16 protein-coding genes, 1 tRNA gene and 1 pseudogene are annotated in these 18,351 nt (G+C 73.4%); 8 read left to right on the forward strand and 10 right to left on the reverse strand.

Annotated elements, in window-relative coordinates; genetic code table 11:
* Window positions 1-98: 98 nt before the first annotated feature.
* Window positions 99-2,015, forward strand: coding sequence for a glycoside hydrolase family 15 protein (locus ISOVA_RS12480; RefSeq protein WP_013839584.1), 1,917 nt, complete (start codon window positions 99-101; stop codon window positions 2,013-2,015).
* 58 nt (window positions 2,016-2,073) lie between these two features.
* On the opposite strand, the gene ISOVA_RS12485 is transcribed toward ISOVA_RS12480, so the two are convergent.
* Both ISOVA_RS12485 and ISOVA_RS12490 read right to left on the reverse strand, forming a co-directional pair.
* Entirely contained in the window at window positions 2,074-3,480 is a 1,407-nt protein-coding gene (locus ISOVA_RS12485; protein WP_013839585.1) for a cystathionine beta-synthase, read from the reverse strand.
* Window positions 3,481-3,780: 300 nt separating this feature from the next.
* Entirely contained in the window at window positions 3,781-4,641 is an 861-nt protein-coding gene (locus ISOVA_RS12490; RefSeq protein ID WP_013839586.1) for a Bax inhibitor-1/YccA family protein, read from the reverse strand.
* A 201-nt stretch (window positions 4,642-4,842) separates the two neighbouring features.
* Here ISOVA_RS12490 and ISOVA_RS12495 point away from each other — a divergent pair, with 201 nt between their 5' ends.
* Both ISOVA_RS12495 and ISOVA_RS12500 read left to right on the forward strand, forming a co-directional pair.
* Complete coding sequence (locus ISOVA_RS12495; RefSeq protein WP_013839587.1) at window positions 4,843-5,757, forward strand: ABC transporter ATP-binding protein; 915 nt, start codon at window positions 4,843-4,845, stop codon at window positions 5,755-5,757.
* Window positions 5,754-6,620: an ABC transporter permease subunit gene (locus tag ISOVA_RS12500; protein ID WP_013839588.1), complete on the forward strand. Its 867-nt coding sequence runs from the start codon at window positions 5,754-5,756 to the stop codon at window positions 6,618-6,620. Before ISOVA_RS12495 ends, ISOVA_RS12500 begins: the two co-directional genes overlap by 4 nt.
* 4 nt (window positions 6,621-6,624) lie before the next feature.
* On the opposite strand, the gene ISOVA_RS12505 is transcribed toward ISOVA_RS12500, so the two are convergent.
* On the reverse strand, window positions 6,625-9,852 hold the full coding sequence (locus tag ISOVA_RS12505) for an efflux RND transporter permease subunit (RefSeq protein ID WP_013839589.1): 3,228 nt from the start codon (window positions 9,850-9,852) through the stop codon (window positions 6,625-6,627).
* Window positions 9,853-10,211: 359 nt separating this feature from the next.
* Between ISOVA_RS12505 and ISOVA_RS12510 the strand changes: the two genes are divergently transcribed.
* From ISOVA_RS12510 to ISOVA_RS16170, 4 genes and pseudogenes are all read left to right on the forward strand, one after another.
* Window positions 10,212-10,457 carry a hypothetical protein gene (locus tag ISOVA_RS12510; protein WP_013839590.1) on the forward strand — a complete coding sequence of 82 codons (246 nt, stop codon included), beginning with the start codon at window positions 10,212-10,214 and terminating at the stop codon, window positions 10,455-10,457.
* Window positions 10,458-10,488: 31 nt separating this feature from the next.
* Complete coding sequence (locus ISOVA_RS12515) at window positions 10,489-11,298, forward strand: helix-turn-helix domain-containing protein (RefSeq protein ID WP_013839591.1); 810 nt, start codon at window positions 10,489-10,491, stop codon at window positions 11,296-11,298.
* Window positions 11,299-11,397: 99 nt separating this feature from the next.
* Window positions 11,398-12,009 (forward strand): ClpP family protease, encoded by a 612-nt coding sequence (locus tag ISOVA_RS12520; protein ID WP_013839592.1) that lies wholly within the window; start codon window positions 11,398-11,400, stop codon window positions 12,007-12,009.
* Window positions 12,009-12,539, forward strand: a pseudogene (locus ISOVA_RS16170) (ATP-dependent Clp protease proteolytic subunit); the annotation flags it as partial. The gene ISOVA_RS12520 and the pseudogene ISOVA_RS16170, both read left to right, overlap by 1 nt.
* A gap of 95 nt (window positions 12,540-12,634) precedes the next feature.
* On the opposite strand, the gene ISOVA_RS12530 reads toward ISOVA_RS16170, so the two are convergent.
* The 7 genes from ISOVA_RS12530 to ISOVA_RS12560 form a co-directional block, all read right to left on the reverse strand.
* Window positions 12,635-13,012 carry a helix-turn-helix domain-containing protein gene (locus ISOVA_RS12530; protein WP_041294884.1) on the reverse strand — a complete coding sequence of 126 codons (378 nt, stop codon included), beginning with the start codon at window positions 13,010-13,012 and terminating at the stop codon, window positions 12,635-12,637.
* Window positions 13,013-13,093: 81 nt separating this feature from the next.
* Window positions 13,094-13,167 (reverse strand) — tRNA-Leu (locus tag ISOVA_RS12535).
* 121 nt (window positions 13,168-13,288) lie between these two features.
* The gene (locus ISOVA_RS12540) at window positions 13,289-14,740 is read right to left on the reverse strand and encodes an NAD(P)/FAD-dependent oxidoreductase (protein WP_013839594.1); all 1,452 of its coding nucleotides are present in this window, start codon (window positions 14,738-14,740) and stop codon (window positions 13,289-13,291) included.
* Between the two features lie 78 nt (window positions 14,741-14,818).
* The gene (locus ISOVA_RS12545) at window positions 14,819-15,655 is read right to left on the reverse strand and encodes a hypothetical protein (protein ID WP_041294885.1); all 837 of its coding nucleotides are present in this window, start codon (window positions 15,653-15,655) and stop codon (window positions 14,819-14,821) included.
* 302 nt (window positions 15,656-15,957) lie between these two features.
* Window positions 15,958-16,917, reverse strand: a complete 960-nt coding sequence (locus ISOVA_RS12550) for a Ppx/GppA phosphatase family protein (protein WP_143762128.1) — start codon at window positions 16,915-16,917, stop codon at window positions 15,958-15,960.
* A gap of 38 nt (window positions 16,918-16,955) precedes the next feature.
* On the reverse strand, window positions 16,956-17,474 hold the full coding sequence (locus tag ISOVA_RS12555; protein WP_013839596.1) for a DUF501 domain-containing protein: 519 nt from the start codon (window positions 17,472-17,474) through the stop codon (window positions 16,956-16,958).
* 34 nt (window positions 17,475-17,508) lie between these two features.
* Window positions 17,509-17,988, reverse strand: a complete 480-nt coding sequence (locus tag ISOVA_RS12560) for an FtsB family cell division protein (RefSeq protein WP_233275894.1) — start codon at window positions 17,986-17,988, stop codon at window positions 17,509-17,511.
* Here ISOVA_RS12560 and ISOVA_RS16845 point away from each other — a divergent pair.
* Window positions 17,978-18,292, forward strand: coding sequence for a hypothetical protein (locus ISOVA_RS16845; protein WP_041294886.1), 315 nt, complete (start codon window positions 17,978-17,980; stop codon window positions 18,290-18,292). The genes ISOVA_RS12560 and ISOVA_RS16845 overlap by 11 nt on opposite strands.
* The last annotated feature ends 59 nt before the right edge of the window (window positions 18,293-18,351 follow it).

The raw sequence follows: 18,351 nt of genomic DNA on the forward strand, positions 1-18,351 counted from the left end.
CACGTCCCGGCGACGGGCGCGTGACGCCGGTGTGAAACCTCGTAAATCGGGCCCTGCGGGCTGGATTCCCGGGCCCCCGAGGTCTCACCCTGGGACGCATGACGCTCGACGCCTCTGCGCCGTCGGCCCTGCCGGGCCGGAGCCCCTTCCCCTCCATCGCCGAGTACGGCTTCCTGTCGGACTGCGAGACCAACGCGCTCGTCGCGCCCTCCGGGGCCGTCGAGTGGATGTGCGTGCCCCGCCCGGACTCCCCGAGCGTCTTCTCGGCGATCCTCGACCGCGGCGCCGGCCACTTCCGCGTGGGCCCGCACGGGGTGCGCGTCCCCGTCGCGCGCCGGTACGTGCCCGGCACCCTCATCCTCGAGACGACGTGGCAGACGTCGACGGGGTGGCTCGTCGTGCGCGACGCGATGGTCATGGGTCCGTGGCACGACGTCGACGAGCGCTCGGGCACCCACCGCCGCACGCCGACCGACCACGACGCCGAGCACATCCTGCTGCGCACCGTGAAGTGCGTCTCGGGCACGGTCGACCTCGAGGTCGTGTGCGAGCCGATGCCCGACTACGCCCGCGGCGAGCCGCGCTGGGAGTACGCGGGGCCGGGGTACTCGGCGGTCGTGGCGCGCACGGGCGGGTCGAACCCCGACCTGCGCCTCACGTCGAGCCTGCGCTTCGGCCTCGAGGGCCGTCGCGCGAGCGCGCGCACGCGCATGGAGGAGGGCCAGACCCACTTCGTGGCGATGTCCTGGTCCGAGCTGCCCGCGCCGGCGTCGTGGGGAGACGCCGTCGAGCGCATGTGGCGCACCGAGCAGTTCTGGCGCGACTGGATCACGCAGGGCGTGTTCCCGGACCACCCGTGGCGCATCTACCTGCAGCGCTCGGCGCTCACGCTCAAGGGCCTCACCTACGCCCCGACGGGCGCCCTGCTCGCCGCGGCGACGACGTCACTGCCCGAGACGCCGGGCGGCGAGCGCAACTGGGACTACCGGTACGCATGGATCCGCGACTCGACGTTCGCGCTGTGGGGCCTGTACACGCTCGGCCTGGACCGCGAGGCGAACGACTTCTTCGCGTTCATCCAGGACGCGTGCTCGGACGACCGGCCGCTGCAGATCATGTACGGCGTCGGCGGCGAGGAACGGCTCGAGGAGCACGAGCTCGACCACCTGTCGGGCTACGAGGGCGCGCGGCCCGTGCGCATCGGCAACGCCGCGTACGCGCAGCGCCAGCACGACGTCTGGGGCGCCGTCCTCGACTCGGTCTACCTGCACACCCGCAACCGCGAGCAGCTGCCCGAGGCGCTGTGGCCGGTGCTCAAGCGTCAGGTCGAGCAGGCCGCGCTGCACTGGCACGAGCCCGACCGCGGCATCTGGGAGGTGCGCGGCGAGCCGCAGCACTTCACGTCGAGCAAGCTCATGTGCTGGGTCGCGCTCGACCGTGGCGCCCGGCTCGCGCGTCTCTACGACGAGCACGACTTCGCCGACCAGTGGCAGAAGCTCGCCGACGAGATCCACGCGGACATCTGCGCCAAGGGCGTCGACGAGCGCGGCGTGTTCGTCCAGCGCTACGGCTCCGAGGCGCTCGACGCGTCGCTGCTGCTCGTCCCGCTCCTGCGGTTCCTGCCGCCCGACGACGAGCGCGTGCGCGCCACGGTGCTCGCGATCGCCGACGAGCTCACCGAGGACGGGCTCGTGCTGCGCTACCGCGTCGAGGAGACCGACGACGGTCTGTCCGGCGAGGAGGGCACGTTCACGATCTGCTCGTTCTGGCTCGTCTCGGCGCTCGCCGAGATCGGCGAGGTCGAGCGCGCGCGGGCGCTGTGCGAGCGGCTGCTGTCGTTCGCGAGCTCGCTCAACCTCTACGCCGAGGAGATCGACCCGCGCACCGGCCGGCACCTGGGGAACTTCCCGCAGGCGTTCACGCACCTGGCGCTCATCAACGCGGTCATGCACGTGATCCGCGCCGAGGAGGACGCCGTCGACCACCGGTCGTTCCGCGCCCCGCGCGGCGCCTGACCCCTTCGCGTGTCAGAAACCTGGTGGGCCGGAGCCCACCAGGTTTCTGACACGGGCGTCAGTGCGCGAGGTAGCCCAGCAGGTCGTGCCGGGTGAGCACGCCGACCGGGTCACCGCCGTCGACCACGAGCAGCGCGTCCGAGGTCTGCAGCGCCGCGCGCACGGCGTCGAGCCCCTCGCCGATGCCGACGAGCGGGAACCGCTCGGCCATGTGGTCCGAGACGCGGTCCGCGAGCTGCGCCTTGCCCGAGAAGACCGCGTCGAGCAGCTCGCGCTCGGTCACGGCGCCCGCGACCTCGCCGATCTTCACGGGCGGCTCCGCCACCACGACGGGCATCTGCGAGACGCCGTACTCGTGCAGGATCTCGATCGCGTCGCGCACGGTCTCGTTCGGGTGCGTGTGCACGAGGTCCGGCAGCGCGCCCGTCTTGCCGCGCAGCACGTCGCCCGCGGTGATCTCGGCGTCGGCGTCGAGGAACCCGTACGAGCGCATCCACGCGTCCGAGAAGATCTTCGACATGTAGCCGCGCCCGGAGTCGGGCAGCAGCACGACGATGACGGCCTTCGACGCCGCGACCGGGTCCTCGTCCTCGAGCCGCCGGGCCAGGCGCAGGGCGGCCTCGACGGCCATGCCGCACGAGCCGCCCACGAGCAGGCCCTCCTCGCGCGCGAGGCGGCGCGTCATGGCGAACGAGTCGGCGTCGGTCACGGGGATGACCTCGTCGGGCACGCTCGGGTCGTAGGCGCGCGGCCAGAAGTCCTCGCCCACGCCCTCCACGAGGTACGGCCGGCCGTCGCCGCCGGAGTACACCGAGCCCGCCGGGTCGGCCCCGACGATCCGCACCGGCCCGCCGTCCTCGGGCGCCCGGTCCGCGGAGACCTCCTTGAGGTACCGGCCCGTCCCGGTGATGGTGCCGCCCGTGCCGACGCCCGCCACGAAGTGCGTGACCCGGCCGTCGGTGTCGTCCCACACCTCGGGGCCGGTGGACTCGTAGTGCGACGCCGGACCGTTGGGGTTCGAGTACTGGTCCGGCTTCCACGCGCCCGGCGTCTCCGCGACGATGCGGTCGGACACGGAGTAGTACGAGTCGGGGTGGTCCGGCGGCACCGCCGTCGGCGTCACGACGACGCGGGCCCCGTACGCGGCGAGGACGTCGCGCTTGTCCTTGCTCACCTTGTCGGGGCACACGAAGACGCACTCGTAGCCCTTGCGCTGGGCCACGAGCGCGAGCCCGACGCCGGTGTTGCCGCTCGTCGGCTCGACGATCGTGCCGCCGGGCTTCAGCAGGCCCGACTCCTCGGCGGCCTCGACCATCTTGAGCGCGATGCGGTCCTTCACGGAGCCGCCGGGGTTGAAGTACTCGACCTTCGCGAGGATCGTCGCGGACAGGCCCTCGGTCACCCGGCTCAGGCGGACCAGGGGTGTTCGGCCCACGAGCTCGGAGATGTGCTCGGCATATCGCATGGCGTCATCCTCCCACCGCGCGGGCCGGGCGCACCCGCGAAGTAGCGCGGCACGGCGCGAAGTAGCGCGGCACGGCGCGAAGTAGCGCGGGCACGAAGCAGAGAACCGGCGAGGTCGCACACTTTCGCGTGCTACCTCGCCGGTTCCCGCGCTACCTCGCCGGTTCCCGCGCTACCTCGCCGGTTGCCGCGCTACCTCGGCGAATCCCGCGCTACCTCGCCGGTTGCCGCGCTACCTCGCCGGTTCCCGCGCTACCTCGGCGAATCCCGCGCTACCTCGGCGAATGCTTGCGCTACCGCGTCACTCGCTGCTGTTGAAGATCGCGATGAGGCGCAGGAACTCCAGGTACAGCCAGACCAGCGTGACGATCAGGCCGAACGCCGCGGTCCACGCGTAGGTCGACGGGACGCCCTGCTCGACGCCGCGCTTGATCGCGTCGAAGTCGACGATGAGCGACGCGGCGGCGAGACCGACGGCGACGAGGCCCACGATGATGCCGAGCGCACCGCTGCGCATGCCCCAGCCCTCGAGCACGCCCGTCCACGTGAGGACCACGTTGATGAGCGAGAAGGCCATGTAGCCCACGAGGGCGATGAGCAGCCAGCGGGTGAACTTGGGCGTGACCCGCACGCGGCCCGACTTGAAGAGGAACAGCGCGGCGGCGAACGTCGCCATCGTCGCCACGATCGCCTGGAGGACGACGCCCACCGCGTTCTCGCCCGCGATGCTGCCGAACAGCAGGCTGACGCCACCGAGGAACACGCCCTCCGCGACCGCGTAGAGCGTGATGAGCACCGGGCTCGGCTTCTTCTTGAACGCGTTGACCAGACCGAGCACGAGGCCGGCGATCATGCCGACGGGCCACAGGCCCGGGGCGAAGGTCCACGTCGCGGCGGCGACCACGACCAGCAGGGCGAGCAGCCCGCCGGTCTTGATGATCACGTCGTCGTACGTGAGGCGCTTGGTGTCCGCCGTCGTCGCCGACGGCGCGTTGTACATGTTCTCGAGCGACGCGGCGTCGGCCGCCTGCGCGCCCGCCGTGCCGTACTGGCCGTACTGCGGCTGGCCGTAGGGCGACGGCGCCGTCGCGGCGCCGCCCCCGCGCGCCGTGCGGCGCGGCTCGCCGAAGACGTCGCTGTTCGAGAAGACGGGGTTGCTCATGAACTCCTCCTGGTCGCGGCTGCCGGTTGCCCGACGACGGGACGTCGCTCGGGCATCGCCGGGTCGCTGGCCGTGCGATCCATCCTAGGGAACGCCACCGACGCCCGAAAGGTTCCCGACGACCTGCGGGAACTTTCGTGACGTTCCCGAGACCCTCCCCTACGCTCGGAGGAGCGCGACCACGCACACGGGGGGTGGCGCATGATCGAGGCTCGAGGCCTGTCGAAGCGGTACGGCGAGAAGCTCGCCGTCGACGACGTGACGTTCACCGTGCGGCCGGGCGTCGTGACCGGCTTCCTCGGCCCGAACGGCGCGGGCAAGTCGACGACGATGCGCATGATCCTGGGCCTGGACCGCCCCACCGCGGGGACCGTCACGATCGAGGGCCGCCGCTACGCCGAGCACCGCGCGCCGCTCGCGGAGGTCGGTGCGCTGCTCGAGGCCAAGGCCGTGCACCCCGGGCGCACCGCGCGCCAGCACCTGCAGGCGCTCGCCGCGACGCACGGCATCCCGACCACGCGGGTGGACGAGGTCATCGATCTCACGGGCCTGACCGCCGTCGCACGCAAGCGGGTGGGCGGCTTCTCGCTCGGCATGGGCCAGCGGCTCGGCATCGCCGTCGCGCTGCTCGGCGACCCGCGCACGCTCCTCCTCGACGAGCCGGTCAACGGCCTCGACCCCGAGGGCGTCCTGTGGGTCCGCAACCTCACCCGCTACCTCGCCGAGCAGGGCCGCACGGTGTTCCTGTCGAGCCATCTCATGAGCGAGGTCGCGCTCACCGCGGACCACGTGCTCGTCATCGGCCGGGGCCGCATCCTCGCGGACACGCCCGTGCGGGACCTGGTCGACGGCGCCTCGCGCCGGCACGTGCGCGTGCGGACGCCGCACGGCACCGCGCTGACGGAGGCGGTGCGTCGCGAGGGCGCCGACGTCGAGGCGTCCGACGACGGCGCTCTGGACGTCGCGGGTCTCGACGCCGCGCGGGTCGGCGAGCTCGCGGCGGCGGCCGGCGTCGTGCTGCACGAGCTCACGCCCGTGCGGACCACGCTCGAGGACGCCTACATGGGGCTCACCGCCGACGCCGTCGAGTATCACGCCGAGGCGGTGGGGCCGTGACTGCCGCGACCCGCACGGCCGGTGCACCGCCGTCGGGCATCCCCGTGCACCACGTGACGTTCTGGCGCGTGCTGCGCTCGGAGTGGATCAAGTTCCGGACGCTGCGCTCGACCCTGTGGACGGTCGCGATCACCGCCGTCGTCATGGTCGGCTTCGCGCTGCTCGTGGCGTCGCTCCTCGGGACGGACGACCCGCAGATGCAGCAGGGCATGCAGGAGGACCCCGGGCTGCAGGCCATGGGCATGACCGGCACGACGATCGTCACGGTCGGCTACTCGTTCGGGCAGCTCGCGATCGCCGTGCTGGCCGCGCTCGTCGTGACGAGCGAGTGGTCGACCGGCATGGTCCGGTCGACGTTCGCCGCCGTGCCGCACCGGCTGCCCGTGCTCTGGGCGAAGCTCGTGGTCATCGTCGCCGCGACGATCGTGCTGGTCACCGCCGCGCTCGCCGTCGCGTACGTCGTGACGCGGCCGATCCTCGAGGAGGCGAACCTCGCGGTCGACCTGTCCGAGCCCGCGCAGGTGCGCGCCCTGCTCGGGTGCGTGCTCTACCTCGCGACCGTGGCCGCGTTCTCGCTCGCCGTGGGGACCCTGATGCGGCACACCGCGGGCACGATCTTCACGCTCGTGGCCCTGTTCTTCGTGCTGCCGATCATCTTCCAGATCATCGTCACGACGACGGACGCGCGGTGGACCGACGAGGTCAACATGCGGCTGCCGTCCGTGGCCGGCGAGCGGATCATCTCGACCGGCACGACGCCGGACACGCTGCTCGAGCCGTGGACCGGCTACGGCGTGCTCGCCGGGTACACGGTCGTGCTGCTCGTCGCGGCGGCCGTGACGATCCGCCGCCGCGACGCGTGAGGGCTCAGCCCACGACCGCGGGGTCGGCCGCGTGCCGGGGCCGGCGCACCTCGGCGTCGTCGTCCCCGGCGCACGCGAGGCGACGACGCTCCTTGCGCCGCTCGACGAGCGTGTAGAGCACGGGCACGACGAGCAGCGTGAGGAGCGTCGAGGACACGAGGCCGCCGATGACGACGAGCGCGAGCGGCCGGCTGATGAACGCGCCGCCGCCCGTGACGCCGAGCGCCATGGGCGTGAGCGCGAAGATCGTCGCGAGCGCCGTCATGACGATGGGCCGCAGGCGCTTGCGCGCGCCCTCGCGCACGGCCTCGTCGAGCGACCGGCCGCGGGCGCGGTACTGGTTGATGAGGTCGATGAGCACGATCGCGTTCGACACGACGATGCCCACGAGCATGAGCACGCCGATGAGCGCCGGGACGCCGAGCGGCGTGCCGGTCGCGAGCAGCGCGACGAGCGCGCCGGTGGCCGACAGCGGCACCGACACGAGCAGGATGAGGGGCTGCACGAGCGAGCCGAACGTCGCGACCATGATCACGTAGACGATCGCGATCGCCGCGACGAGCGCGAGCCCGAGGTCCTCGAACGCCTCGGCCTGGTCGGCCGCGACGCCGCCGATCTCGACCGTGGCGCCCGGCGGGAGGTCGAGGTCGGCCACGGCGGCCTCCAGGGCACCGGTCAGCGTGCCGAGGTCCTGCGTCCGCGGCGTGGCCGAGACGGTCGCCGACCGCTCCCCGTCGACCCGCGAGATCGCCGTCGGCGTGCTCACCTCGTCGAGCGACGCGACGTCGGTCAGGGGCACCGGACCGGACGCCGTCGGGACGGTGAGCTCCTCGACCTCCGCTCGGGTCGCGGGCGCGTCGCCCGTCACGACGACGACCTCGAGCGGCCCCTCGCCGAGGTCGACCTCGCCCACGCTCTGCTCGGGCTCCATGGCCGCGGCCACGACGCCCGCGACCTGCGTCTCGGTGAGCCCGCGCTCCGCGGCGGCCTGCCGGTCGACGGTCACCTGGAGCAGCGTCTGCGACGACGCGAGGTCGTTGCGGACCTCGGCCACGCCGTCGAGCCCGGCGGCGGCGTCCTCGACCGCCTCGGCCGCCGCCGCGAGGTCGTCGCGGTCGTGCGCCTGCACCACGACGTCGACGGTCGTGGACCCGAAGCCGGAGTCGCCGCCCGCGACGCTCACGTCCGTCGTCGGGCCGTCGTCGGTGAGGGGTTCGACGGCGGCACGCACCTCGTCCTGCGCGGCCACGCCGTCGGCGTCGGGGTCGAGCGTGACCGCGAACGTGGCGCGCGGGGCCGACCCTCCCCCGCCGAACGCGGTCTGCATGGGGTCTCCCGAGCCGACCGTCGTCTGGACGGTCTCGACCGCGGCGACGCCGGCGAGCGCGTCCTCGAGCTTCCGCGCGGCCGCGTCCTGCGCCTCGAGCGAGGTGCCGTCGGCGAAGGTCTGGGTCACGGTCAGCGTGTCCTGGCCCGAGTCGCCGATGAAGTTCGTCTCGAGGCGGGGCACGAGCGCGAGCGTGCCGCCGAGGATGCCCGCGGCCACGAGCAGCGACAGCCAGGGGTGGCGCAGCGCGGCGCCGAGCGTCGGCACGTAGGCGCGCTGCCACAGGCCGCGGCGCTCCCTGGCCTCGGCCTCCGCGCGGAGCGCGGCGCCGCCGTCGGGCGTCGCGGCCGGCGCCTTGACGAACCAGTACGCGAGCACCGGGACGATCGTGAGCGCGACGAGCAGCGAGGCGAGCATCGCGATCGCGACCGTGAACGCGAACGGTCGGAAGAGCTCGCCGACCATGCCGGTGACGAAGCCGAGCGGCATGAAGACGGCGACCGTGCAGATCGTCGACGACGCGATGGCGCCGCCCACCTCGCGGACCGCCGTGAGGATGGCCTCACGCTTGCCCTCGCCGTAAGAGAGGTGGCGCTTGATGTTCTCGATGACGACGATCGCGTCGTCGACCACGCGGCCGACCGAGATCGTCAGGGCCGCGAGCGTGAGGATGTTGAGCGTGTAGCCCGTGACGTTCATGACGAGGAACGCCGTCGCGAGCGACAGCGGGATCGACACCGCCGAGACGAGCGTCGCACGCACAGAGAGCAGGAACACGAGGATCACGAGGACCGCGAAGACGAGGCCCAGCCCGCCCTCGGTCGCGAGACCCTCGATCGACTCCTCGATGAACGGCGCCTGGTCGAAGACGACGGCGGTCGTGACGCCCGCGGCCTCGAGCTCGGCCGCGTGCTTCTCGAGCGCGGCGCGGACCGCGTGCGAGACCTCGACCGTGTTGCCGTCGGGCGTCTTGGTGATGCCGACGCCGAGCGACGGCTCGCCGTCGAGGCGCGCGTACGACGTCGGGTCGGTCTCCGCGACCGTGACGGTCGCGACGTCGCCGAGCGCGACGGGCTCGGGCGCCTCCGGCACAGCGGCGCCCTCGGGCAGCTGCGATGGGTCGGCCGCGGCCGCGTCGTCGGGCACGGCCGGGGGTGAGGGAGCCTGCGGCACGAGCGGGACGGCCTCGAGGTCCTCGACGCTCTCGAGGCGCGACCCGGCCTGCAGCGAGTACGTGACGTCGCCCTCCGTGAGCGTACCCGCGGGCAGCACGACGCCGTGGTCGTGCAGGACCTCGGTGACCTGGTCGAGCGTGAGCCCGGACGCCGCGAGCGCCTCGGCGTCGACCTCGACCTGCACCTGCTCGGTCGCACCGCCCGTGACGGCGACCGTCCGGACGTCGGCGACGTCCTCGAGCGCGGGCACGAGGATCGTCTCGACGCTCGCCGCGAGGTCGGCGGTGCTCTCGCCGCCCGCCACGGCGAGCTGCACGACCGGCAGGTCGTCGAGCGACCCGGTGACGACCTGCGGCTCGACGTCCTCCGGCAGCTGTGACTGCGCGCGCGTGATCGCGGTCTGCAGGCGCTGCGTGGCGGCGTCCATGTCGGTGCCGTACGCGAACATCACCGTGGTGACGGACATGCCGTTCGTAACGGTCGAGCTGAGCTCCTCGATGCCCTCGACCGTGAGCGCCGCCGCCTCGAGCGGCTCGGTGACACTTTCCTCGACGACCTCGGGCGACGTCCCCGGGTAGGCCGCGACGACCGCACCGGCCGGCAGCTGCAGCGACGGGATGAGTTCCTGCTTGAGCGACGTCAGGCTCATCGCGCCGAACACGAAGATCGCGACCGTCGTCAGCGCGACGACGGCGCGGTTCGCCAAGGACAGGCGGGCAAGGCGGTACACGCTCACTCCAGTCGGCAGGGGGGAGGGTGCACGACTGCGGCGTCGTACGAGTGCCACAACGGAGCGTACGCCCGCCCGGTTCCCCGCCGAGGTAGCGCACTTCTCGCCGAGGTAGCGCACTTCTCGCCAAGGTAGCGCGTCCCTCGCCGACGTAGCGCGTTTCTCGACGAGGTAGCACCGTCCCGCGCGCTACCTCGCGACGCGCCGCGCTACCTCGCCACCTGCCGCGCTACGTCGCGACCTGGTGCGCTACCTCGTCGGTTTTCACCCACACTTCTTTGCAAAGAACTTCTTGCAAAGGTCCCTTTGCATCGCTAACCTCGTCGTATCAGCCCCGGTCTCACCACAGAGGAGTCCCGATGCTCGCCGCCGCCGCTCCGTCGCTCCCCCGCACCGCCGACCTGCGCGGCCTCGACCGCACCGCGGTCCGGCTCGGGACGCGCCTGGTCGAGATCGGCCGTCGCCGCGCCGCCGCCCGCGCCAACCGCCTCGCCGCCCGCGCGGCCCGTGCCGCGGCCGAGCGCGAGCTCGACGCCCGGCGTCGTGCCGCCGTCGAGCACCGGGTCGACAACCGTGCTCAGGTCAACCCGCTCGGGCTGCGCTGACCCCGCCCGCGCGCTGGGTAACGTCAGGTCCATGAGCACCGACCCCGACGACCGTCGTCCGACCGAGGACCAGGAGCAGGAGCCCGGCCGGACGACGTCGTCGCGCCCGGGCCTCGGCGGCCTCGGCGACGCGCTCCGCGAGTCGATCCGGGACGCCGCCACCGAGAGCGTCTCGGCCGGCCTGTCGGCGGGCGCGGCGGGGTTGTCGAAGCTGGACGGGCTCGGCGAGCGCATCCGCACGAACGTCGAGGACGCGCTCGGCACCGCGCTCGGCCCGACGGCGCTGCGCGGCCTCTCGCACCCGCTGCGCGTCAAGATCCTCGACCTGCTCACGACCCACGGGTCGCTCACCGCGAGCCGGCTGGGCGAGCTGCTCGGCGAGTCGAGCGGCTCGACGAGCTACCACCTGCGCCAGCTCGCCAAGCACGGGTTCGTGCGCGAGGTCGAGGGCAAGGGCACCGCGCGCGAGCGCTGGTGGGAGACCGTCCCGGGCAGCTTCAGCGTCATGCCCGACCCCGCGGACGACGCGGGGACGCGCATGGCGAAGGACCTCGTCAACGCGGAGTTCGAGCGCTCGCGCCAGGAGAAGATCTGGGCCCTGCTGCGCCGCATGAACGACAGGCCCGGCGAGCACCCCGAGTGGGAGCGCGCGGCGACGCTGAGCACGATCAACGTCTGGGCCACGCCCGAGCAGCTCGAACGGCTCGTGGCCGCCGTGCACGCCACCCTGCAGGAGCAGACCGAGGCGCTGCGCAACCAGAAGGGCGCCCCCGGCACCCGGCCCGTGCAGATCCACTTCAACGCGTTCCCGGTGGTCGGCGCCGGCGACGCCGAGCACTGAGGACCGGGCGCCGAGCGCGGGCCGGTCCTCTGCCGTGGGCAGATGCGCTCACGGCAGAGAACCCTCCCGCGCACGCCCCCGCCGTCGGACCGTGGGGGCATGACGACCACACCAGCACCTCCCACCGCCCCGTTCGACGACCAGCTCGCGTTCCGGCTGCTGCACCAGCGGATCGTCGTGATCGGCAGCGAGATCGACGACGCCGTCGCCAACCGCGTCTGCGCCCAGCTGCTCCTGCTCTCGGCCGAGGACGCGGCCTCCGACATCGCGATCTACGTCAACTCGCCGGGCGGCTCGGTCACGGCCGGGCTCGCCGTCTACGACACCATGCGGCTGCTGCCCAACGACGTCGCGACGGTCGGCTTCGGCTTCGCCGCGAGCATGGGCCAGTTCCTGCTCGCCGCCGGGACCAAGGGCAAGCGCTACGCCCTGCCGCACACGCGCATCATGATGCACCAGCCGTCGGCCGGCATCGGCGGCACCGCCGTCGACATCGCGATCCAGGCCGAGAACCTCGAGCACACCAAGCGGGTCATGCACGAGCTCCTCGCCCTGCACACCGGGCACACGGTCGAGCAGGTGGCCGCGGACTCCGACCGCGACCGCTGGTTCACGGCGACCGAGGCGCTCGAGTACGGGATGGTCGACCGCATCGTCGAGTCGGTCGAGGACGTGCGCCCGTCGGCCACGGGCCGGAAGGCGGGGCTCTGATGGCGAGCTACACGATCCCGACCGTCCTCGAGAAGACCCCGCTCGGCGAGCGCACGTACGACGTCTTCAGCCGCCTCCTGCGCGAGCGGATCGTCTTCCTCGGCACCGAGATCGACGACGGCGTCGCGAACGTCGTCATGGCGCAGCTGCTGCACCTGGAGTCGGAGGCGCCCGAGCAGGAGATCGGCCTGTACATCAACTCTCCGGGCGGCTCGGCGACGGCGATGACCGCGATCTACCACACGATGCAGTTCGTGCGCAGCGAGGTCTCGACGATCTGCATGGGCCAGGCCGCGTCGGCGGCGGCGGTGCTGCTCGCCGCCGGCACGCCGGGCAAGCGGTACGTGCTCGAGCACGCGCGCGTCCTGCTGCACCAGCCGTCCACCCAGGGTCAGGGCACGATCTCCGACCTGGCGATCCAGGCCCGCGAGATCCTGCGGCTGCGCGGGGAGACCGAGTCGCTGCTCGCCCGGCACACGGGGCGCAGCGTCGAGCAGCTGCGCGCCGACACGGACCGCGACCTCGTGCTCTCCGCGCGCGAGGCCGTCGAGTACGGGGTCGCGGACGCCGTCGTGAGCTCGCGCAAGCTCCCGGCGCGCGCCGCTCGAGCGGGACTCGCGGTGCCTCAGGCGGCGACGAGCACCGCGTCCGTCGCGGTCCGGTGCCCGACGGCGGTGCTCGCCGCGCGCACGTGCCGCACCGTCGCGGAGCGCTCGCCGGCGGACGTGAGGACCCGCACGCCGGCGCGCTCCGCCTCGACCGCGGCCAGGGTGGCGTGCGCTTGCGCGACGAGGTCGACGAGCCGGATGCCGAGCGCGTCGCAGACGGCGGCCAGCACCTCGGACGACGCCTCCTTGCGCCCACGCTCGACCTCCGAGAGGTACGCGATCGACATGCGGGCGGCGGCCGCGACGTCCTGCAGGGTCCGGCCCTGCCGCAGCCGCGCACGCCGCAGGATCGCACCGACGAGGTGCCGCAGCAGCGGCTCGCGCACGTGCTCCATGCGCCGACGGTACCCCCGCCCGGTCGGCCTCGACCGCCCGCGGCGGCGACCGCCGTCGTCGTTCCGCTACGGGCAGAAGCGTGCCCCCGCCCGGGTTCGAACCGGGACTGGGCCGGGTTTAAGCCGGCTGCCTCTGCCAGTTGGGCTACGGGGGCGTCGCGCGGAGACGAGCCGGGCGGCCTCGCTGGGCAGCTCCGAACTCGTTCGGCACCTCACGGTACCGACCGAGTCCGAAAGTGCCGAGCGAGACCGCCCTTGACGTCGTCGTGCCGGAGCTCAGCCCTTGGCGGCGCGGTCCGCCGAGGACACCGCCTTCTGCTCGACCTTCACGTTCGCGTCCTTCGGCGGCACGGACGCCTTGCGGAACTCGTCGCGCGGGTCGTGCAGCGAGCCGAGCGAGACGATCTCGCGACCCATGAGGAACTGACCGATCCAGCCCACGATGATGCGGAACTTGCGGTTGCCGGTCGGCATCGCCATGACGTGGTAGCCGCGGTGCGCGAGCCACGCGAGCGTGCCGCGCAGCTTGAGGAAGCCGAAAAGCTCGGCGACGCCCTTGTACATGCCGAGCGACGCCACGACGCCGAGGCTCTTGTGCTTGTACTCCTCGGGCTGGTCGCCCTTGAACACGGCGACCATGTTGTCGGCGAGCTGCCGGGCCTCGCGGATCGCGTGCTGCGCGTTGGGCGGGCAGAACTGGCCCGGGTTGAGCAGGTCGGGCACGGCGGCGCAGTCGCCCGCGGCCCAGGCGTCGGGGACGATCTCGCCGTCCTCGGTCGCGACCTGCAGCGTCGGCTTCACGATGACACGGCCCAGCTTGTCGACCGGCAAGTCGGAGGACTCCTTGAGCACGGGGTTCGCCTTGACGCCCGCCGTCCACACGATGGTGTCGGAGTCGAACTCGACGCCCGTCGACGTCACGACGTGCCCGTCGACGCACGAGCTGAGGAACGTGTTGAGGTGGAACTCGATGCCGCGCTTCTTCAGCTCCTCGAGCGCCCACTGGCCCATCGGCTCGGTGACCTCGGGCAGGATGCGGCCCGAGCCCTCGATCATGACGAAGCGCAGGTCTTCCGGCTCGATCGTCGGGTAGTTGCGCGTGGCGTACCGCGCCATGTCCTCGATCTCGGCGAGCGCCTCGATGCCGGCGAACCCGCCGCCGATGAACGTGAACGTGAGCATGCGCTTGCGCGCCTCGGGGTCCCACGTCGACGACGCGACGTCCATGCGGTTGAGCACGTGGTTGCGGACCGCGATGGCCTCCTCCACGTTCTTGAACCCGATGGCGTTGTCCGCGAGGCCCGGGATGGGCAGCGTGCGCGAGACCGAGCCGAGGCCGACGACGAGGTGGTCGTACGAGACCTCGTAGTCCGGCCCCTCCTCCGGGCGGATCGTCACCTTCTTGTCGCCGTGGGCGATGGTGACGACCTTGCCCTGGAGCACGTCGACGCCCTTGAGCGCCAAGCGGTGCGGCGCGACGACGTCGCGCGCGTCGATCGATCCGGCGCCGGCCTCGGGCAGGAACGGGGCGTACGTCATGTACGGGCGGGGGTCGACGACGACGATCGCCGCCTCCTTCTTTCCCAGCTTGCGGCGCAGGCGCCGCGCCACGTACAGGCCGACCGAGCCGCCGCCGAGCACCACGACGCGGGGCACCTTGCGCGGGCGGGGGCTGCGCGCCGGGGCGTCCTGGGCACGGCTCAGCACGGACACATCGTTCTCAGGCATGCCGACAAGTCTACGACCGTGCCGGATGCCCGCCCCCCGAGAGGTCGCGGGGCGAGACCGACGTCACGCGAGCACGCGTCAGCGGCCTCCGCTCGCGTCGAGCACGGGGGTCGGCGACCCGGCCGGCGACCGCGTCGCCGGCGGCGTCGTGCCGTCCGCCGGCTCCTCCTCGGGCGGCGTCGTGCCCGACGGCGGAGCCTCCTCGGGACGGACGCCGACGACGGGGGCCCACGTGCCGTCGTCGGTCCACTCCATGCCCGTCTCGGGCACCGCCCGCAGGGGGTAGACGTTCCAGCGCTCGCGGCCGTCGGTCGACACCGCGGGCCGGAAGTACCGCGAGCCGTCCACCTCCGGCACGGCCCAGGGCTGCTCGGCACCTGCGTCGGTGATCGTGCGGACCGCGCGGCCGCGGTCGTCGTAGAGCTGGACGTCGCGGATCGGGTCGCCGTTCGCGTCGTAGGCGAAGAGGTTGGACAGCTGCATGCCGTCGACCCAGACGCCGTCGTCGCCCGGCATGCCGCCGTAGGAGACGGTGTGCGCGTCGGAGTAGCCTGCCTGGTAGCCGGCGTCGTAGCCGTTGCCGCCCTGGTACGCGTACGTGCCGCGGACGGCGGACCCGTGCGTCTCGCCGATCGCCGCCGGGACGAGCAGGACCGCCACGACGCTCGCGAGCACGGCGGCGCGCGGCACCCACGTGCGCGGGAACCAGCGGCCGCGTGCCCACTGGACGCTGACGAGCGCGGCGCCCGCCATGACCACGGCCTGGCCCGCCGTGAGAGGCACGAGCGACAGCGATCCCGCGCCGAGCCACGCCACGAGCAGCGCGCCGAGGATCCACCCGCGCGCGACCCACCACACGGGCCGCAGCTCGCGCCCGAGCTCGCGCAGCGAAGCCCACTGCGGCGTCGACGTCAACGGCCGCCAGCTCTCGGCCCAGCGCTCGCGCAGGTCGCCCCAGTTGGAGGCGACCGTCGCCCCGAGGTCCGGGCGCCGGTTGCGCGGCGGACCGGCGGGCGGCAGCCCGGCCGCTGACCGCAGCTCGGCGGCGTAGGCGGCGGCCGGGCCGAAGTGCGCCGCGAGGTCGAGCGCGACGTCGTCGGGCGGCGTGGTGCCGTCGGCGGACGTCGCGGCGCGGCCGCGGCCGCCGCCTCCTGGACCGCCTCGGCCAGGTCGGCCTCGAGCCCGTCGGTGAGGTCCTCGGTGACCTCCGGTCCGGGTCAGGCGATCGACAGCGCGATGCCGTCGAGGATGTCGCTCTCGCTCGTCACGACCTCGGCGAGGGCACCGCCGGCCGCGGCGACGTCGTCGCGCACGCGCGCCACCACCTCGGACCACACGAGCGCACCGGCGCCGATGACGTCGGCACGACCCGGGTGCATGAACCCGAGCGCGAGTCGCTGCTCGCGCGTGCGGTGCAGCAGGTCGTCGCAGGCGGCGAGGACGGTCCCGGGCGCGAACGTCGCGCCGTGCACGCGCTCACGCCGGTAGCTCGGCAGCCCGAGGGCGTGCGCGGTGACGGTCGTGATCGAGCCGGCGAGGCCGACGAGCGTCGCCGTCTTGCCCAGCGGCACGACGGCGGCCGCGGCGTCGAGCGCGGCGCGCACGTCCGCGCGGGCGGCGGCGATCTCCGCGTCCGTCGGCGGGTCGGTGCGCAGGTGGCGCTCAGTGAGCCGCACCGACCCGACGTCGAGCGACAGGGCTGCGTCCGGCGTCGTCGTGCCCAGCACGAGCTCCGTGGACCCGCCGCCGAGGTCGACCACGAGGTACGGGCCCGGGTGGTCGGTCGCGGTGCCGCTCGTGGCGCCGGTGAAGGACAGCAGCGCCTCCTCGTCGCCCGAGACGACCTCGGGCTCGACCCCGACCGCATCCAGCACGCCGTCGCGGAAGACGTCGCGGTTGCGCGCGTCGCGCGTGGCCGACGTCGCGACGAAGCGCACGCGCTCGGCACCCAGGTCACGGATCGCGCGGGCGTACTCGCGCGCCGTCGTCAGGGTGCGCTCGAGCGCCTCGGGCGCGAGCTCGCCGGTGCGGTCGACGCCCTGGCCCAGCCGGACGACCTCCGTGCGGCGGTCGACCTCGGTGAGGGTGCCGTCGTCGGAGACGTCGGCGACGAGCAGGCGGATGGAGTTGGTGCCGCAGTCGATGGCGGCGACGCGGCGGGTGGAGCTCGATGTCACGGGGCCCACCCTCTCATCGGGAGCCGACACCCCGCGCGTCAGCAGGTGCAGCGGTCGGGGCGCCACTCGTCGCGGACCATCGCGAGCGCCTCGTCGCCGAGTGGGTTGACGCACGGGCCGGCGGCGAGCGCGTGCGCCATGAGGACGTGGATGCACTTCACGCGCGTGGGCATGCCGCCCGCCGAGATGCCGGCGATCTCCTCCACGTGGCCGAGCTCCTCCCGCTGCGCGAGGTAGTGCTCGTGGGCCTTGCGGTACGCGGCCGCGAGCTCGGGGTCCTCGGCGAGCCGCGCCGTCATGTCCTTCATCACGCCCTGCGCCTCGAGCCGCGACGCCGCAGCCACGGCACCCGGGTGCGTGAGGTAGTACGTGGTCGGGAACGGCGTGCCGTCGGGCAGGCGCGGGGCGGTGCGCACCACGAGCGGGCGGCCGCACACGCACCGGGCGGCGATGCCGACGACCCCGCGCGGGGTGCGGCCGAGCTGCTCGGCGAGCACCTCCAGGTCGCGGTCCGTGACGGCGGTGGGGTCGTCGGTCGTGTCGTTCACGGGGACCATTGTCCCCGATCGGCTCCCGGGTCCGGCCCGCCCGTCACGGGGAGGGCGACGGTGAGGACGACGGCGAGGGTGACGGGGACGGGCCCGACGACGGGTCGGCTGCCGGGTCGGACGGCTCGGGCGACGGCGTCGGACCGTCCGCGACCTGCACCGACTCCCACACGGACTGGTACCAGGGCACGTCGGCGGTCGGGTCGGTGCCGACCGGTCCCGGCTCGACGGCGCGCCCCGTGAGCGGGTCGATGTCCTCGACGACGGTGTCGGCGTCGAGCGTGCGCCACACCTTGTCGCCGGGGAACACGTACTGCAGCCGCGAGCGCGCCTGCTCGATGACGTAGGTGCGGTCCTCCCAGCGCGCGAGCTCGAGCTCGAGCCGGTCCCGCTCGGCCTCGTGACGCGCGAGCTCGGCGCGCAGCCGGTCGATCTCCGCCGACTGCTGGACCGCGCCGCGCACCGTCGGCAGCAGCAGCACCAGCGCGAGCAGCACGACGACCGACAGGACGATGAGCCGCACCGTCAGCACCTCGGGCAGCACGAGCCCGTACCGGCTGCGACGTCGCTCCTCGCGCGCGGGCCCGCTCGGCCGGCGCGTGGCCGGTCGTCTCGTGCCCGACGTCGTACCCCCGGTCGCGCTCGACGCCTTCGTCGCGGCAGGCTTCGGGGCCGAGCCGCGCGCCGTCGTCGTGCCGCGCGAGCCCGACGGACGGGGCGCGGGGCGGCGGGACGACGGCGTGGGGGGTCGGCGGGACGGCACGTCCCGATTGTGCCGAGTCGGGCGGCCCGCGTCGTGGACCGGCGTCGGCGCGCCCGCGAGGTAGCGCCGCGCCTCGCGAGGTAGCGCGTTCGCGCGCGAAGTAGCGCCGCGCCTCGCGAGGTA

The sequence above is a fragment of the Isoptericola variabilis 225 genome (assembly GCF_000215105.1).
Lineage (GTDB): Bacteria > Actinomycetota > Actinomycetes > Actinomycetales > Cellulomonadaceae > Isoptericola > Isoptericola variabilis_A.

Coding starts and splice junctions, on each gene's coding strand:
- ISOVA_RS12520 (WP_013839592.1), top strand. CDS start 11,398: ATGACGACCACACCAGCACCTCCCACCGCCCCGTTCGACGACCAGCTC.
- ISOVA_RS12480 (WP_013839584.1), top strand. CDS start 99: ATGACGCTCGACGCCTCTGCGCCGTCGGCCCTGCCGGGCCGGAGCCCC.
- ISOVA_RS12495 (WP_013839587.1), top strand. CDS start 4,843: ATGATCGAGGCTCGAGGCCTGTCGAAGCGGTACGGCGAGAAGCTCGCC.
- ISOVA_RS12530 (WP_041294884.1), bottom strand. CDS start 13,012: ATGGAGCACGTGCGCGAGCCGCTGCTGCGGCACCTCGTCGGTGCGATC.
- ISOVA_RS12490 (WP_013839586.1), bottom strand. CDS start 4,641: ATGAGCAACCCCGTCTTCTCGAACAGCGACGTCTTCGGCGAGCCGCGC.
- ISOVA_RS12510 (WP_013839590.1), top strand. CDS start 10,212: ATGCTCGCCGCCGCCGCTCCGTCGCTCCCCCGCACCGCCGACCTGCGC.
- ISOVA_RS12515 (WP_013839591.1), top strand. CDS start 10,489: ATGAGCACCGACCCCGACGACCGTCGTCCGACCGAGGACCAGGAGCAG.
- ISOVA_RS12555 (WP_013839596.1), bottom strand. CDS start 17,474: ATGGTCCCCGTGAACGACACGACCGACGACCCCACCGCCGTCACGGAC.
- ISOVA_RS12540 (WP_013839594.1), bottom strand. CDS start 14,740: ATGCCTGAGAACGATGTGTCCGTGCTGAGCCGTGCCCAGGACGCCCCG.
- ISOVA_RS12485 (WP_013839585.1), bottom strand. CDS start 3,480: ATGCGATATGCCGAGCACATCTCCGAGCTCGTGGGCCGAACACCCCTG.
- ISOVA_RS16845 (WP_041294886.1), top strand. CDS start 17,978: ATGAGCCGCACCGTCAGCACCTCGGGCAGCACGAGCCCGTACCGGCTG.